Genomic DNA, 17,113 nt, shown 5'->3' with positions numbered 1-17,113 from the left:
AGGCGACTTAGAATAAATATGATCGTTGTGGCGGCGAGAACTGGTTATTGCCGAATTTTGAGTTGTCGTATCCAATGTCGTCACTTGTTTCGAACTGAATGTGCGTGGTGCAATATCGCACCAGGTGCACATGGAGAAAAACATGCCTACACAAAGCACATTAACAGAAAGCAACAACAGTTGGCTTAACGCTAATGTTGAAAAGATTGGTGACTATGCGAATAAGAGCGAGTTAATTAATGATTTCAATGAAAACCAATATGACTCATACTTAATCAATATTAACCTATCCAAAAAGACAGCTGAAAAGATGGGGACTACTTAACGTTAATTCGTTTCATACTCAAAACAATCAGAAGTTATCCTTTCGAAACGCTTTGATGTTGAGAAACCAATAGCTCTAAGACATTAACCAAGGCTTTACCCGTTTCCTTCATGGCCAGTTCATCTTTTGAATTTTTTATACCATCGATGTCAAAGCGCATATTTTCTTCGATTCCGGCAAACGCCATTGACCAATCCGAGAAACCTCTTTCTTCAAGAGGTTCAAAATGCAGAACGGTAACATCAGAATGCCGGTCATCCATTTGGATAATTTCAAATAGTTCTTCTATCTCATCTTCCGGTCCTTCGATCACTTGGCAAAAGTACCCACCAGAATACAGCAGCGCACCCGAAATACCTCTCACTGGATTGTTCTTTTGAGCCTTTGCTAAAATATCACTGATTTGTTGCTTTATCTCTTCATGATTTCCATGGATAGCATTTTTACTGATGTACGCTATGTTGTATAAGTCACCCATTTATTTACCTGTACCTAAAATGATTCTAAAAATTCGCTTATCAGATCGGCTTGAAGTGGTTTAGAGAACACATATCCTTGAATAAGATTCCCCCCGAGTGCTTGAATAGCGGTTATCCCATCTGGAGTTTCAATCCCCTCAACAATGGTTATTAAATCAAGCGCTTTGCCCAATCCCAGTACCGAACGAGCGAGGCGTGTTGCTCGCGCTACCTTTGATGGCTCGTTACACTCTAAGTCTTTTACCAATGATCTGTCCACTTTCACATAATCAAGAGGCAGTTCAACCAAATGCGAGATTGAAGAAAATCCTGTACCAAAGTCGTCCAATGCAATCATACATCCAAGATTTTTCAATTCCTGTAGGTACCCTTTCATACTTGGCGCAAAATCGGCCGATTCGGTGATCTCCAATTTTACTCGAGATGGTGTAATGCCCGTTTCATAAAGGGCCGTTTTTACTGAAGAGAATAATATATCTGGTTCTAAAAACTGAATAGGGCTAATGTTGATACTCACTGAAATTTCTTCGCCATCTTTACGCACAGGCCATGTGATAGCATCCGCACATGCTCTACGTATTATCCAGCTTCCTAAAACAGTCATAAGATGAACTTGCTCGGCCATTGGGATAAATAATGCTGGAGAAACCAACCCCCTTATTGGGTGATTCCACCGTAACAATGCTTCGCAGCCATGAACTTTATTATTTTTTGTGTTAACGATAGGTTGATAGTACAGCGCAAATTCAGAATTATTTATTGCATTGTGTAACTCACTCGCATTTTTAACTAACGAGACGCGGAGATCATTTTCTAACTGATGGACTGAGCGAGCGTTCATTATCATCTTAGCATCAAAAAAGGATACTTTTCTAGAAGTACTCTTCGCATTGTGTATGGCTACTTCCGCGGCGTGCACGAGCTCATCAGTAGAATCGACTGCTATATTTGTGTCGGCTACGCCAATGCGAATGCTTAATACGATCACTTCCCCACGGATCGCTAAAGGGCGTTGTGCAAAATCTAATAGCCGGTCGACTTCAGTTTGAAGATCAGTTTTGTCTTTGAAAATAATCCCAAAATGGTCGCCATGCAGTCGACATAAAGAAATTGCATCGACAAACAATTTAGATAACCGTTTAGAGATTGCTGCAATGATCTTATCTCCAGTGCCTGAACCAACACTATCGTTGACAGTGCCGAACCGAGACAATTCGACAACAATGACAGATAATCGACTTCTCTCCTCCGGCGTCTCGAAATCTGATAAAAAAGTTTTTAAACCTCCTCGAGTTAAAAATCCAGTAAGCGTATCAATATCTTCGCTTGACACTTCTTTACCGACATTTTTTCCACTCGAGGGTGAGTTCATATATAAATTTTCCTAGTGTTAATTGTCTAAAACACTCTTGTGCGTGAACAGCTTTTATTAGGAGTAGCAGATGCATTATTCAAGATTGCAAATGTGCAATCTAGTCAACCAGAAAATACCCGATATACCTATTCGAATCAATAAATAATTCTTTGGTATACGTTTTTTTAATATTAATGCGAATTTAGTGTACAGACTTTATTGTACCTGAACACAAAACTAAACCACCTGCCCCGCAACCCAGCCACTAGACCACGCCCACTGAAAATTATAACCACCTAACCAACCAGTTACATCCAACACTTCCCCGATAAAGAACAAGCCTTCTTGATTCTTTACCTGCATGTTTTTAGATGAAACGTAGTCGGTATCAACACCGCCTAAAGTGACTTCCGCCGTTCTATACCCTTCGGTTCCATTTGGCTTAACATGCCACTGCGTGAAGGCCTCAGCTGCCGATTGTAATTGCTTAGGATTATATTGTTTGAGTGGCTTATTCTCTAACTCAAAATACGGAATGGCCGCTTGCACAAATCGCTTTGAGTAGTGCCTAGTTAGTGCTGTAGAGAGCTGTATTTCTGGGCTTGATTGCTGCTGCTCCAGTAAATCTTGTACCAAGTCACCATTTGGGAAAAGGTCAAATTCTACCTCTTGGCCCGGCTCCCAAAAGCTAGAAATTTGCAGCACTGCTGGTCCACTTAAACCGCGATGCGTAAACAAAATGTTTTCATTGAAGCTTGTATTATTGCAGCTCGCGCTAGCATCTACTGAAATACCGCTGAGTTCACCAATCACTGCCTTATCGTGTTCATGCAGGGTAAAGGGAACGAGGGCTGCTTTGGTTGGAATAATGGGTATACCAAACTGTTCAGCAATTCTATAGCCAAAAGGCGTTGCGCCAAGCTTCGGCATGCTTAAGCCGCCAGTGGCAATAACTAAAGACTCGCTGCTAAAAGCACCTTGACTGGTATTCACTATGTATCGATTATCAACGAATTCAATGTCGATAATTTCTGTTCGGTTTTTTATATCAACCTGCGCTTTTTTGCATTCAGCCAAGAGCATATCAACTATATCTTTTGCGGTATCGTCGCAAAATAGCTGTCCGAGGGTTTTTTCATGATGCTTAATGCCGTATTCATTTACTAAGGAGATAAAATCCCATTGCGTATATTGGCTTAACGCAGACTTGCAAAAATGTGGGTTTTGCGAGAGAAAGTTTTCATGCGAGGTATACATGTTGGTGAAATTACAGCGGCCTCCTCCACTCATGAGGATCTTGCCGCCCAAGCGTTTAGCGTGATCAAAGACAATAACGTTGCGCCCACGCTTGCCAGCTTCAGTAGCGCAAAACAAGCCTGCTGCTCCAGCACCGATTACAATCACATCTGTTTTTATCACGTTATTACTCATTGTTATGAACACAGAGCATTATCGCTGTAAACGAACGAGCCATCAACTAGATGGCTCGTTTAACTTACTTTTCTTTTATTCAAGCCTAAACATTAGGCTAAAAAGCGGTTTAGAGTTGCTTCAAAATTGTTTCCGCATCACTCACTTCAAAACGACCTGGATCTTCAACGTTTAGTGCGCGAACCACGCCATCTTCAACTATCATACTGTAACGAATGGAACGGATACCACCGAAAGTGTCCGTGTCCATATCAAGGCCAATTAGCTGGGAAAAACTGCCGTTGCCATCTGCTACCATCATTATTTCATCTGCATTTTGTGACTTGCCCCAAGCGTCCATAACGAAAGCATCGTTCACCGAAAGACAAATAATAGCGTCAACGCCTTTTGCTTTAATTTTGTCAGCTAAAGCGACATAGCCCGGAAGGTGAGCTGCTGAGCATGTTGGGGTGAAAGCACCGGGTACTGCAAACAAGACCACTTTCTTATCACTAAACAATGTACCTGTGTGAGGATTTTTAATTTCGCCATCTTCTAATATGCTAAATACCGCTTCTGGCAACGTGCCGCCTACTTCAATCATGGTAATTCCTTATTATTGTTTTATTCGCTCGGTTGATAATAAACTTGCCCTCAGCTGAGCAGCTTCAGTATTATTGCGTGCAGAATATCAGTGTTGTATGTACACATCAAATCTATGCTTTTTTGATTCAATTGCCGTGTTGGGTTTACGTCCAGATGCCAGTTGAATAGGTTCGGCATAACTGGGTCTTTTCACTACGACCCGCTTAGCCGCATAGTTCAATGCAACTTCTAATAATCTTGCACTGTCCATATCAGCTCCCAACAGCTGTTGAAATGCACGCATTTCTTTTTTCACGAGTGCGGATTTCTTTTTATGCGGGAACATAGGGTCAAGATAAATGACGTCTGCGAGGCGTTTCACATTATTTCCTTCTCCCTTACTTAAGAGATAGTCCGTCGCATCGGTTTTGACCAGCGACAGTCTTTCAGATAATTCTGGAATGCCATCAATACGCTTAAGCGCGTCTTCTAACAACGCAGCAATAACTGGGCTGCGCTCTAACATTGTGACATGTGCCCCAACGCTTGCCATTACAAAACTGTCGTTACCCATACCAGCGGTGCAATCGATGACCGAAAGTGTATCTTTGCCCTTTATGCCAATTGCTTTAGCTAAAGCCTCATTACGTCCACCGCCATGCTGTTTGCGATAATTAAGCGCTGCCGAATTGAAATCAACCATAATGTCGCCCCAACTCGGTTCGTTACTCAAGCGTAAAGCAAGACCTTCTGTTGTGTATACCAACTGCCACTCGCTCACTTCTTCTGAAGCAGAAGTTTCCGCGTCGCCTTTACTATTTGGCTTAACGGTTTTATGACCTTTTTTGTTCGTACTTTTGTTTTTTGCTGTGGCACTGTTCGACCTTTTTAAAGCGGCGGGCGAACGGCGCTTTACGATAGGGAAGCCCGTTTCTGTCGACAGCTTTTTAGCGTCTTCCTGAGGTGCAATATGGTCTTTATCCTCTATAAGAATAACCATTCCTATACCTTTATTTTGCTCAACAGGGTCTTTCAATGGCATATCAGGATCACGCATTTCCATACTCCTCTTTGTACGCTAACCACCTATTGATAAGCGCTTGGGAATTACTTGGATATTCACGCCACACATATTCAGCCATATTTTTGATATCGGGAATGAGTGCAGCATCGCGTATTAAATCTGCTATTTTTAGGTCAGCGATCCCTGTTTGTTTGGTCCCTAACATTTCACCCGGACCACGAATTTCTAAATCCTTCTCTGCAATATAAAAACCGTCACTTGATTCGCGCAGCACCCCCAAACGCTTACTTGCGGTTTTCGACAAGGGCCCCGAATACATCAGTACACAATGACTTTCAACAGAGCCTCGCCCCACCCGTCCGCGCAGCTGATGTAATTGCGCCAAACCCAAGCGTTCTGGGTTTTCGATAATCATCAAGCTAGCGTTCGGCACATCAACACCCACTTCAATTACAGTGGTCGCCACTAACAAATCAAGCTTGCCTTGCTTAAAATCATCCATCACCTGCTGCTTTTCTGCCGATTTTAATCGACCATGCACCAAGCCAACCTTTAGCTCGGTTAACAGCGTTCTTAGTGCCACTGCAGCATCTTCAGCCGCTTGGCACTGCAATACTTCGGACTCGTCAATAAGCGTGCACACCCAATAAATTTGGCGTTTTTGTTCAACTGCAGCTTGGCGAACCCGTTCAATTACATCAGCACGTCGACTATCCGGCAAAACGACGGTCGTAACGGGTGTTCTACCCGGAGGGAGTTCGTCAATAATAGAAGTATCTAAATCGGCATAGGCTGTCATTGCGAGTGTGCGAGGGATCGGCGTTGCCGTCATAATGAGCTGATGCGGATATTTACCTAATTTTTCGCCTTTTTTTCGCAACGATAAGCGTTGATGCACACCAAAACGATGCTGCTCATCAACAATCACCATTGCAAGGTTCTTGTATTCTACTAACTCTTGAAATATCGCGTGAGTGCCTACCAGCATTTGAACATTCCCCAACGCTAACTGTTCAAGCGTTTCCGCTCTAGCTTTACCCTTTAGCTTGCCCGCTAGCCAACCAACGTTAATGCCGAGCGGGGTTAACCAATCGCTAAAGTTGCGCGCATGTTGTTCGGCTAATAATTCAGTTGGCGCCATCAAGGCAACTTGGTAGCCAGCGCTAATGGCCGATAATGAACTGAGCGCTGCAACCAAGGTTTTACCCGAGCCAACATCACCCTGCACTAAACGCATCATCGGCTGAGCGCGCTGCATATCTTGTTCAATTTCTTTGACGACTCGGGCTTGTGCGCCAGTTGGTGAGAACGGCAACGTGGCTAAGAACTTTTTCTTTAGAGCTTCATCTGTGCGCACGGCAATGCCCGGCTCGGACTTAGATTGTGACCGCATCTTTAACATACTTAAGTGGTGGGCCAACAACTCTTCTATCACTAAACGTTTTTGCGCTGGATGTATACCTTCTTCTAAATCTTCAATGACAATATCAGGGGACGGCCGGTGCACTAAATGCAGCGCCTCTGTTAACGACAACTGATGCTCATACAAACCATCGGGAAGTAATTCTAACAGCGCTCCTTTGTCTAATTGCTTTAAAGACTGCTCTGTTAAGTTGCGCAAGGTGAGTTGTTTGACGCCTTCGGTTGTCGGATAAACAGGCGTAAGCGATTCTTCTAACTGGGTATTCTCAGGGTCATCCACAATTTTATATTCTGGATGCATCATTTCTAAGTTGGCTTTACCCGTGCGAACTTCACCGAAAGCGCGAATAATATTACCTATTGCGAGTGACTTGGTTTGTGCAGCCGAAAAGTGAAAAAAGCGTAAAGTAATGGAGCCTGTGCCGTCGCTTACTTTCACCAACAACATTCGACGTTTACCGTATTGAATGTCGGCTGACATTATTTCGCCTTGAATAGACACATGCAAATACGCGTGCAGGTCGGCAATAGGATAGAGCCGCGTGCGGTCTTCGTATCTTGCGGGTAAGTGAAAAATCACGTCCTGCAAGGTAACCAGTCCGAGTTTTTTTAGTTTCTCTGCAACTTTCGCCCCAACACCTTTAAGCGTGGTAACCGGCGTATCAGCCAGTGACTTCATTTCATAATCATCTTTTTGTTTGGATGTTGAGCTTATGCCTAAACTTTACCAGACCTTTGCAATTAAGCCACCTGTTCTCTAGTTCAGGTTGAGAAAAGTTCATGGTGGCTAGCTCAGGAAAATTAACGGTAAGCCGTATATTGCGTCTTTTAAAGGCCAGCTTTATCCCATTTTGTTTTAATCTCAACGATAAACGAGGCCATCTTGTCCGTCACTTTTGTAAAGTACTCATCGGCTTTCTTTTGATCGAACTTTATGTAGCCCTCGCCCTCTTGATAGAGCCCAATTGAAGATGGAAAGGGTGTTGCAGACCAACTGCCATTTTGAGGGTAAGGTGTCGCTAAATCATCATTATATCGGTCTTGCTGTATAAGCGATGGGTCAATCGCTTGTATAAATGCGTTTTCATTCCAACCTGCATGGCCACCATTTTCGTTAAATACTTCTTGAGTAATGTCTGCTGCAAACGACCACCAATTTATCACCAAGGTTCGAACACCGTGTTCGTTTGCAATCTCTGCCGCAACTTCTTTTAGCACCGCCGTCTGTCCGCCGCCATGACCATTAATAATAATGATGTTTTTAAATTTATTTTTAACCAGTCCCTGCAAAATCTCTTTCACGAAAGGCTTATACACCTCGGCACTCATTTTAAAAGCGCCGGGGTAAGCCGCCAAACTGCCGGTCATGCCATAAGCTAGCGTGGGCGCGACCATTGCATTTGTGCGCTTCGCAATAGTAGTAGAAATGGCGAATGGTGCTGTGTTATCCGCGCCATTGTTAGCAACACCGTGAGGCTCTAAGGTGCCTGTAGGCAGCAAAACCGTATTGATTTTATTTGGGATCCATTCCTGAAACTCCATCCAATTTATTCGATCCATTTCGCGCGTGCTGGGGTCTGTTGCTTGCTCTGTAGCAAGCGCACTAACAGGGATTGATATAACGACCAACAATAGATATACGAGATTTTTCATTAGGTTCACCAAATGTTTTTGTGGCGGTATAATCGCGTAAAAATATCAAATACGCAATTTATGTGGTTTCAACACAAACATATTATCCTCACAATCGAAGCCTAGACTGAAACAATACGTAGCGAGCTATTAGAATACAATTAAAGGCTTAAGTTACTTTACATAAAGTGCTATTCTCAATTTTATTTACCTCGCAGACAGGAAGGCAATTGAGCGATATCGACGACAAGGAGCTGTTTGGCCAATTACCGGCTAGTTTACTTTGTAAAAACCTAGACAGCGGAGAACTCTTTGCAAATCAAACGTGTCTAGCATTATTTGGCGCAGAATCAGCAAGTGAAGATTTTTTGCAGCACCTTGAATTTTATGATGCAGATACGCGTCAATTGCTTAAAGATACTACTCATCCTTTCGTTACTTGTGCACAAAATCCCAACTTAAAAATTCAGGTTAGAATAACTAGCAACACTCGAAATTTAAGTTGTGTCATACAGGGAAATTTGGTCGATGTGAACGACCAGAGGTGGGTGGTTCTTTATGTCTCAAGCGCACAGAACAATGATCTTAATGGTTCACAGACCGAAAACTCACCATTGTCTAATCACCTTATGTTTAATCGCTTACTTTCAGGTATTTCATCGCAACTTATTAATGTGAGTACGGACAATCTAGATAGCCTTATTGAAGAGAGCTTAGGCGCATTTGGGGTATTTTGCGGCGTAGATCGCTGCTACCTCTTTCAGTTTTCCGAAAACAAAGAATTCATGGATAACACGCATGAATGGGTAGCGCCTGGCGTGCAATCTTTCAAGGCTGATTTGCAAGGTGTTACGACTGATGACCTGCCTTATTTTAATGAGATCATTAGGCGCGAACATGTATTTAAAGTACCTGATGTGAGCGGCTTACCACTAGTTGCAACATTGGAGAAACAAGAGTTTGAACGCGAACGAATTCGTGCCGTACTCTGCGTAGCTGTTCACATAAATGGGGAGTTATTCGGGTTTATTGGATGTGACATTATTGGAACGCCGTATCAATGGCGTGAACACGATGTAAGATACCTCAAGCTCATAGGTGAAGTCTTGAGTAATACACTGAAAAATCTAAGTAATAAGTTATCGTTAGAGCGTGTAACAGCGCAGCTTGAGAGTGCAAATAAACGACTAACCTATTTAGCCAATTCAGACGGATTAACGGGTATCGCGAATCGTCGGCAGTTTGATGAAGCTCTTGAGAAAGCAATTAACCGGGGGATCAGAGACAAAAAATCCATTAGTTTATTGATGATTGACGTTGACCATTTCAAACGTTTCAACGATTCATTTGGTCACAGCGCTGGGGATAAAGCATTGAAAAAGGTCGCTCGCGCTTTACACGACTGCTGCAGTCAAACAGATGACCTTGCAGCGCGGTATGGCGGAGAAGAGTTTTCGGTAGTGCTTCCAGAGACAAGTGAAGAACAAGCTCAGCACGTTGCCATCAAGATAATGGATGCCATATCGGCATTAGCAATACCCTTTGCAACATCTCCAGACAACAACGTGTTAACGGTCAGTATTGGAGTTGCTGCACAGACGTGCAGCACAAATCTTACTGGCAACGAATTAATTACGCTTGCAGATAAAGCACTTTATCGCGCAAAAGACGGGGGCCGAAACCGAATTGCTGTTTATTGAATCGGCAACATGCCCCCTCGTAATCTTTCTTTTTAAGCTTTCGGTTTAACTAGCTTTGCAGCGCTCAACACAAGTTCCGCGGACGGGCGAACAGTATAGTCAGGATTTACGTAGCTAAACTGAACTGTCCCAGCTTCATCGATTATAAAAATAGCAGGTGCAGGCAAAACCGCTTTATCTGTTGTATCGACGGTTAAATTTACGTCCATGCGATCTTTGTAGAGTTTACGCGTATCATTAGGCACATAATAGCCAACACCAAATCCACGAATAGCATCCAAACTCTCATCAGAAATTAAGGTAACAGCAAACTCTGTTTCGAGTTTTTGCGACTGTAACTTTTTGGGTGATTCAGGGGATATGGCTAATACTTGGTAGCCTTCATTTACTAAGTCTTGTTCAATAGATTTCAGCTCGGCCAATTGACGACTGCAGTAAGGACACCAGCCTCCGCGGTAAAAAATAAGTACCGTTGGCTTCTGCATAAGCAAAGCTCGTAAGCTAACAGGAGAGCCATCCGCTGTTTTCACAATCACGTCTGGCGCAGTCGTGCCGTTCAACAATGGCGTGACATTTTCAGCTTTATCTGCAATAACCGCTCTATCAATAGCTAACGCAGACGTTGATACCACAGCGGACAATGCAAGTGCCGCTACTAATAACCATTTTTTCATGTTGATTCCTATTTATTAAATTCGACTGTAAAGACCCGACTCTCACGCAAATGATTTCAACAAATAAACATTTCTATCAATTTACTTTTTATGCGTTGTTAAAAAATTGTTCCATCGTCAACTTTCAAACGCTTTTTCAATGCTCTTTTGAAAATTGTAGTGCTTTCCACCACGCTTCGTCAGCCTGAATATTTCCCTTTTCATCGATGTAAGGAAACGCTAAATTTCGACGTTTACATTCTTTAAAAAGAAAAGGAAACCCGCCTTTAAACAGGATTTCTTGGCACTCTTTTTCGTCTAAACTTTGCTCTTCATACATGCCAGCAGCTTGTCGCTGACGCTGTGCTTCATACATGACAATTGCAGCAGCAACAGACACGTTCAATGATTGCACCATGCCCACCATTGGCACAATAATGGAGTGATCCGCCAATGCAATCGCATCAGCCGTTGCGCCAGTTTTTTCCTGACCGAGCAAAACGACCGTGGGTTTGGTGTAATCAACTTCGCGAAAATCGCTGGCTCGTTCATCTAAATGTGTCACCAGTACCTGCATGCCCTGCTCTTTAAAGCAGCCGACAGCATCCTGCATCGTTTTATGAAGTTGCGTTTTTACCCAAACATGACTGCCCATTGCTGTGCATTTGCGTAGATTTTCAGACTCATTCCAAACGGCGTGAACTTTGTGCACACCAACTGCATCGCATGTGCGAATAACGGCAGAAACGTTATGAGGCTTGGTAACCTCTTCCATGCAGACAGTGAGATCGGGTTGTCTCATTTTCAGTAATTGACAAATGCGGTTATAACGCTCCGTCGACATTCTTTGATTCATACAGATGTCTCCAGCTGCTATTCGGGTAGCACCATCACACCGTCAATCTCGATTTGAGCACCCTTTGGCAGCTGCGAAACACCGATAGCGGCGCGAGCTGGATAAGGCTGCTTAAAGTACCTCGCCATAATTTCATTTACGGTTGCGAAGTGTCCTAAATCGATTAAAAATATATTTACCTTAACCAAATGTGAAGTATCACCACCCGCAGCAGTGCATACCGCTTTTAAATTTTCGAAGACTTGGACAGCCTGTTCAGCGAAGTCGTCAGAGATCATTTCCATTGTGCTAGGGACTAGCGGAATTTGACCTGATAAATACACTGTTGTTCCAGCTTTAACTGCTTGGCTGTACGTGCCAATAGCAGCAGGCGCTTCGTCGGTCTGAATAATAGACTTAGGCATAGATTTTCCTTTGTTTGAATAAGTTACTTTTGTTTGTATTGACTGTGTCGAGACACTTTTTGAAGTTCAGGCATGGCGCGAATTTTTCGCATTATTTTGGCAAGGTGAACACGGTTTTTAGTAGTGAGCTCTATATCTATAATATAAACACTATTTTCACGTTCTTCAGTTTGCAGATTGATAATACTCGAGTCGCTGCTTGCAATGGTTCTGGTCAGCGACGCTAATGTATCCTGATGATTAAATAGCTCCAAACGCAGGGCTGCCTTGAATTCACCATGCGGAACTTCGTCCCATTCCATCGGCAGCACTCTCTGAGGCTCTTCTTTGCTCAACTTACGAATATTTGTACAGCCCGTTTGATGAATAACAATACCGCGCCCAGGTGATAAAATAGCAACGACTTCGTCATCTGGAATAGGATGGCAGCAGCGAGAGTAATGTACTAATAAGCCTTCTGTACCGCGTATAGCAACGTGTGATTTTTTATCCGGAATTTCAGCACTTTCGCCCACCAAACGGCGTGCAACAATGGCACTTAATTCGTTACCCATGCCGATATTCGACAGCAAATCATCGAAGCTTTCGTACTTGGTTTCCTTGACCACACGATCGATTTCAGCAGGCGAAATTTCGTCTAACTTGATCATACCCAGCGCGTGACGCAACAACCGGTTACCCATGCTCACAGCATCTTCCGCTTGTTGACGCTTCAGGAAATGGCGAATATTACTTCGAGCACGCGCGCTCACAACAAAGTTCAGCCAGTTAGCGTTTGGTTTTGCTCTAGGAGAAGTGATAATTTCAATACTTTGTCCATTTTCCAATGGCTTACTTAAAGAATAATTGCGACGCTCTACCCTTGCTCCAACACAGGTATTGCCTACGTCAGAATGCACAGCATATGCAAAGTCTACGGCAGTTGAGCCCATTGGTAATTCAACAATGGTTCCCTTGGGAGTAAATACATAAATTTCGTCAGGAAATAAATCAGACTTCACACTTTCAATAAATTCTGCAGATGTGCTTGATCGCTGTTGCAGCTCCAGTAGAGACTGCATCCATTGGTTTGCTCGAAGCTGAGCACTTGTGCCTTTATCAGACGCTTTCTTATACAGCCAGTGCGCAGCAACACCTCTATCAGCCATATGATCCATTTCCGCCGTACGAATTTGTACTTCAACAGGAATGCCATGCGGGCCAATTAACGACGTATGTAATGATTGATATCCGTTGGTGCGCGGAATAGCGATATAGTCTTTGAAACGGTTTTCAATTGGCTTATACATACCGTGCATAGCGCCTAAAACTCTATAACAGTTGTCCACACTCCCAACGACAACTCTAAAAGCATATATATCCATGACCTCTGTGAACGACAGCTCTTTATTTTTCATTTTACGGTAAATGCTATAAAGGTGCTTTTCACGCCCGAGTACTGTGCCCTGAATGCCATATGAAGCCAGGCGCTGAACTAATTCATTCTGCGTTTTTTCGATTATCTCTTTGCGGTTTCCTCTAGCTTGATTAACCGCTGAACGGAGCGCACGGTGACGCATGGGGTACATCGCTTGGAAGCCCAGATCTTCAAGCTCATTTTTTATATCGTGAATACCTAGGCGGTGCGCTAAGGGGGCATAAATCTCAAGTGTTTCTAAAGCAATACGACGACGCTTGTCAGGTCGCAATGAACCGAGCGTTCGCATGTTGTGTGTGCGGTCAGCTAATTTTATTAAGATAACACGAATGTCTTGAACCATCGCCATTAGCATCTTACGAAAGTTTTCAGCCTGCGCTTCTTGCTTACTGCTAAATTGAAGTTTGTCTAACTTACTTACGCCTTCAACTAATTCTGCTACGGTTTCGCCGAACGCGAGACTTAAGTCATCTTTACTGTAATGAGTGTCTTCAATAACGTCATGCAGCAGCGCGGCCATCAATGTTTCGTAATCAAGATCCATGTCTGCCAAAATACCAGCAACGGCAACGGGATGGGTTATATAGGGGTCGCCGCTACTCCGACTCTGTCCGTCGTGAGCATCGCGCGCAAGCACATAAGCCGCTTGAATATACTCGACTTGTTCTTGTGGTAAATACCGACTTACCTTTGCTTTTAAACCTTCAAATAAATACACAGATGATAATTAAGAAATTTTAGGAACCAATGGTTTAGAATACGGTTATTTTCAAGCTTTGCAAACGCAAAAACGCCGATTTTCATCGACGTTTTATATTAATTTTGCACTTTCAGCTAAAAAACTGAATTAAAGCTTCAATTTAACATGCCGAGAGCACGTTGATGCCGCTTTTAATTTCTAGTTGTCAGAAAGAATGCTCGCTACTGAAGCAAACTCTGCTGCTTCTTGTTCACGCTGGTCATGCAAGTCTGATTGTTCTACTGTTTTAGCAGTAACCAAACCTAGCTCAATCTCACGAAGAGCGACTACTGTTGGCTTATCGTTGCCCATATCGACTAATGGCGTTTTGCCTTCTGTGGCAATTTGTCTCGCGCGACGGGCTGCAACTAATACTAAATCGAATCTGTTGCCAATTTGGTTTACGGCGTCTTCAACTGTTACACGTGCCATGCGGTGCTCCGATAAAATCAATAGGTGTTTCAAAAAATGGTCGCGAAGTATACTGCATAATAACGCTAAAGCATAGTTAATTAGTTTACTTCGCTAGCAATTTTGTTATTTAGTGGCCAACAACTCAGCAAAAAGGGCTTTATGCCTTACTTTTTGCTTACTCAAGTTCAAACGTTGCGTCATAACAATCGCTTCAAACTCTTTGTGCGCCGTTTCTAGTTGGTCATTAACAATCACATAATCAAATTCGTTGTAATGTGAAATTTCTGATTTTGCCTCAGCCATCCGTTTTGCAATGATCTCTTCAGAATCCTGTCCGCGACCAGATAATCTTGCCTGTAGGGCTTCAACTGAAGGCGGCACAATAAAGATACTTATCACAGATGGATTTTGTACCTTAACCTGACGCGCACCCTGCCAGTCAATGTCCAAAAACACGTCAATACCTTGCTGGAGCTTATCGCTAATAGCAGCTTTAGACGTGCCGTAATAATTGCCAAAAACCTCAGCATATTCATAAAAAGCGTCTTGACCAATCATGCTCTTAAATTCAGCGTGATCGACAAAGTGATATTCAACACCATTGTGCTCCCCCTTGCGAGGTGCGCGTGTGGTGTGTGAGACCGATAGTTGCATGCGTTGCTCATCGGTAGACTTACTCAAAATTTCTTTAATTAACGTTGACTTACCTGCACCTGAGGGCGCAGCAACGATAAAAAGATTGCCTAATGGTTTAGCGAACATTTCAGACATATCATTCGGAGTGATTTCGGGCGTGTTCTCGGACTTGATTTTGCTCATAGTTAGGAATTTTTGCTAATTGATAGTGTTGCGATAATTAACAATGGTAGCATATGCATAAGTAAAGTGTGTAAATTGGAAAACCTATAGTGAAAGATGCTGAATGCCATGAAATAATAGATACCCTTTTTATTTCAAGTGGAGAGGCCTCAAACGACTGTAAAGTCGATATACGCTATGAATGCGAACCTTTAAAACTAAACAAGCAAGGATAAAACAATGACACAAGAATTATTGCCTAGCGTTCAAATTCAGCCAAAAGGCGAGCACAAAGCGACAATCATCTGGCTGCACGGCTTAGGTGATTCAGGGAATGGTTTTGCGCCTATCGCACCTGAACTAAAGCTACCCGATGAATTAGGTGTTAAATTTATTTTTCCACATGCGCCAATTCGTCCAGTGACCATTAATAACGGCATGGAAATGCGTGCATGGTATGACATAAAGTCGATGGATATGGAATCACGCGCAGATCTTTCAGGTGTTATTGATTCATCGCAACGCATTGAGCAACTGATCCATGCTGAAATAGCATCAGGCATTGATTCAAGAAAAATTATGCTGATTGGATTTTCGCAAGGGGGCGTAATTGCACTGCACCTAGGGGCGAGATTTACACAGCCGCTGGCTGGCATTGTCGCGTTAAGCACATATATGTGTGCGCCACAAACTCTAAGCGCTGAAAAATCAGCTGAAAATCAGAACACGCCCGTATTGTTTGCTCACGGCCAACAAGATGAAGTGGTACCTTTGTTCCTTGGCAATGCAGCATTTCAAACAATGAGAGAGAACGGCTACAACGTTGAATGGAAAGAATATATGATGCAGCATAATGTATGCATGCCAGAGATTGTCGACATTTCAGCCTTTATCCAAGCAAAACTGGCTTAAACCAAATACAACAGATGAGTAATATGAGCACTACCAAACCTGCACAACGCGTTATTCGAATTGCTACTAGAAAAAGTGACCTTGCTATGTGGCAGGCTAAATATGTCCAAGCTGAATTGCTCAAGCATCATCCCGACTTATCGGTTGAACTTTTGCCAATGTCGACACAGGGTGACCGTATTTTGGATACGCCTTTAGCAAAAATTGGCGGTAAAGGTTTATTTATCAAAGAGCTCGAAATTGCGATGCAAAATGGTGAAGCCGACATCGCCGTGCATTCCATGAAGGATATACCTGTTGCCTTTCCGGATGGCTTTGGTTTGCACGCAATCTGCGAACGTGAAAATCCGTTCGACGCATTTGTTTCTAATAGTTTTGAATCAATCGAAGCATTACCGCAAGGCGCGGTTGTTGGCACCTCAAGTTTGCGCCGACAGTGTCAGCTGCGCGCATTTCGCGATGACCTGGTGATTAAAGATTTACGTGGCAACGTTAACACACGACTAGCAAAACTTGATGCTGGCCAATACGACGCGATTATTTTAGCGGCGGCAGGCTTAATACGTTTAGGCATGCGAGATCGCATTAAGCAAGAAGTGAGTGCTGACCTCAGTCTTCCCGCAGTTGGGCAAGGCGCTGTGGGTATTGAATGTCGTAATGACGACGCTGAGTTAATTGAATTGGTTGCTGCGCTTAATCATACAGCGACCGCAACACGCGTAAAAGCCGAGCGCGCAATGAACGCAAAATTAGAAGGTGGTTGCCAAGTACCAATTGGAAGTTATGCCGTGATTAATGGTAATTTGTTGTTATTGCGCGGACTCGTTGGCACGCCAGACGGTAAAACTATGCTGAAGTCACAGGTTGAGGGCCCTTTAATTGATGCAGAAAAGATTGGGCAAGCGGTTGCGAACGAGTTGCTAACAAAAGGTGCTAGAGAAATACTGGACTCATTGGGCAACGATTAAACGAAACCCGGTAAATGATGT

17 protein-coding genes are annotated in these 17,113 nt (G+C 43.3%); 4 read left to right on the top strand and 13 right to left on the bottom strand.

Going from position 1 to position 17,113, the window contains the following annotated elements:
• The first annotated feature begins 142 nt into the window (after positions 1-142).
• Complete coding sequence (locus tag GNIT_RS01070; protein ID WP_049786913.1) at positions 143-325, top strand: hypothetical protein; 183 nt, start codon at positions 143-145, stop codon at positions 323-325.
• A 34-nt stretch (positions 326-359) separates the two neighbouring features.
• Here GNIT_RS01070 and GNIT_RS01065 read toward each other — a convergent pair whose 3' ends face one another.
• From GNIT_RS01065 to GNIT_RS01035, 7 genes are all read right to left on the bottom strand, one after another.
• Positions 360-803, bottom strand: coding sequence for a BLUF domain-containing protein (locus GNIT_RS01065; protein ID WP_014107257.1), 444 nt, complete (start codon positions 801-803; stop codon positions 360-362).
• Between the two features lie 14 nt (positions 804-817).
• Positions 818-2,176 (bottom strand): putative bifunctional diguanylate cyclase/phosphodiesterase, encoded by a 1,359-nt coding sequence (locus GNIT_RS01060; RefSeq protein WP_014107256.1) that lies wholly within the window; start codon positions 2,174-2,176, stop codon positions 818-820.
• A 219-nt stretch (positions 2,177-2,395) separates the two neighbouring features.
• Positions 2,396-3,577, bottom strand: coding sequence for a BaiN/RdsA family NAD(P)/FAD-dependent oxidoreductase (locus GNIT_RS01055; RefSeq protein WP_014107255.1), 1,182 nt, complete (start codon positions 3,575-3,577; stop codon positions 2,396-2,398).
• A 121-nt stretch (positions 3,578-3,698) separates the two neighbouring features.
• A complete protein-coding gene (locus GNIT_RS01050) occupies positions 3,699-4,172 on the bottom strand; it encodes a peroxiredoxin (RefSeq protein ID WP_014107254.1) in 474 nt (157 codons plus the stop codon).
• 87 nt (positions 4,173-4,259) lie between these two features.
• Positions 4,260-5,210: a class I SAM-dependent methyltransferase gene (locus GNIT_RS01045; protein WP_014107253.1), complete on the bottom strand. Its 951-nt coding sequence runs from the start codon at positions 5,208-5,210 to the stop codon at positions 4,260-4,262.
• Positions 5,203-7,278, bottom strand: coding sequence for an ATP-dependent DNA helicase RecG (recG, locus tag GNIT_RS01040; RefSeq protein ID WP_014107252.1), 2,076 nt, complete (start codon positions 7,276-7,278; stop codon positions 5,203-5,205). The genes GNIT_RS01045 and recG overlap by 8 nt, the downstream gene beginning before the upstream one ends.
• Before the next feature lie 149 nt (positions 7,279-7,427).
• Complete coding sequence (locus GNIT_RS01035; protein WP_014107251.1) at positions 7,428-8,252, bottom strand: creatininase family protein; 825 nt, start codon at positions 8,250-8,252, stop codon at positions 7,428-7,430.
• A gap of 209 nt (positions 8,253-8,461) precedes the next feature.
• Between GNIT_RS01035 and GNIT_RS01030 the strand changes: the two genes are divergently transcribed.
• The gene (locus GNIT_RS01030; RefSeq protein WP_014107250.1) at positions 8,462-9,931 is read left to right on the top strand and encodes a GGDEF domain-containing protein; all 1,470 of its coding nucleotides are present in this window, start codon (positions 8,462-8,464) and stop codon (positions 9,929-9,931) included.
• A gap of 32 nt (positions 9,932-9,963) precedes the next feature.
• Here GNIT_RS01030 and GNIT_RS01025 read toward each other — a convergent pair whose 3' ends face one another.
• The 6 genes from GNIT_RS01025 to gmk all read right to left on the bottom strand — a co-directional run bounded on the left by GNIT_RS01025 (position 9,964) and on the right by gmk (position 15,176).
• Complete coding sequence (locus tag GNIT_RS01025; RefSeq protein WP_014107249.1) at positions 9,964-10,605, bottom strand: peroxiredoxin-like family protein; 642 nt, start codon at positions 10,603-10,605, stop codon at positions 9,964-9,966.
• Between the two features lie 136 nt (positions 10,606-10,741).
• Complete coding sequence (gene trmH, locus GNIT_RS01020; RefSeq protein WP_041246546.1) at positions 10,742-11,428, bottom strand: tRNA (guanosine(18)-2'-O)-methyltransferase TrmH; 687 nt, start codon at positions 11,426-11,428, stop codon at positions 10,742-10,744.
• A gap of 29 nt (positions 11,429-11,457) precedes the next feature.
• Positions 11,458-11,844 carry a RidA family protein gene (locus GNIT_RS01015; protein ID WP_014107247.1) on the bottom strand — a complete coding sequence of 129 codons (387 nt, stop codon included), beginning with the start codon at positions 11,842-11,844 and terminating at the stop codon, positions 11,458-11,460.
• Between the two features lie 23 nt (positions 11,845-11,867).
• The gene (gene spoT, locus GNIT_RS01010; protein ID WP_014107246.1) at positions 11,868-13,979 is read right to left on the bottom strand and encodes a bifunctional GTP diphosphokinase/guanosine-3',5'-bis pyrophosphate 3'-pyrophosphohydrolase; all 2,112 of its coding nucleotides are present in this window, start codon (positions 13,977-13,979) and stop codon (positions 11,868-11,870) included.
• A gap of 180 nt (positions 13,980-14,159) precedes the next feature.
• Positions 14,160-14,432 carry a DNA-directed RNA polymerase subunit omega gene (gene rpoZ, locus GNIT_RS01005; RefSeq protein ID WP_014107245.1) on the bottom strand — a complete coding sequence of 91 codons (273 nt, stop codon included), beginning with the start codon at positions 14,430-14,432 and terminating at the stop codon, positions 14,160-14,162.
• Between the two features lie 105 nt (positions 14,433-14,537).
• Positions 14,538-15,176: a guanylate kinase gene (gene gmk, locus GNIT_RS01000; RefSeq protein WP_041246545.1), complete on the bottom strand. Its 639-nt coding sequence runs from the start codon at positions 15,174-15,176 to the stop codon at positions 14,538-14,540.
• 276 nt (positions 15,177-15,452) lie between these two features.
• Here gmk and GNIT_RS00995 point away from each other — a divergent pair, with 276 nt between their 5' ends.
• Both GNIT_RS00995 and hemC read left to right on the top strand, forming a co-directional pair.
• On the top strand, positions 15,453-16,124 hold the full coding sequence (locus tag GNIT_RS00995; protein ID WP_014107242.1) for an alpha/beta hydrolase: 672 nt from the start codon (positions 15,453-15,455) through the stop codon (positions 16,122-16,124).
• A 14-nt stretch (positions 16,125-16,138) separates the two neighbouring features.
• Complete coding sequence (gene hemC, locus GNIT_RS00990; RefSeq protein ID WP_041246248.1) at positions 16,139-17,092, top strand: hydroxymethylbilane synthase; 954 nt, start codon at positions 16,139-16,141, stop codon at positions 17,090-17,092.
• Positions 17,093-17,113: the final 21 nt, after the last annotated feature.

Source organism: Glaciecola nitratireducens FR1064 (genome assembly GCF_000226565.1).
Lineage (GTDB): Bacteria > Pseudomonadota > Gammaproteobacteria > Enterobacterales > Alteromonadaceae > Glaciecola > Glaciecola nitratireducens.
The sequence above is the reverse complement of the archived record's forward strand: the minus strand, read 5'-3'. Positions and strand labels throughout refer to the sequence as shown.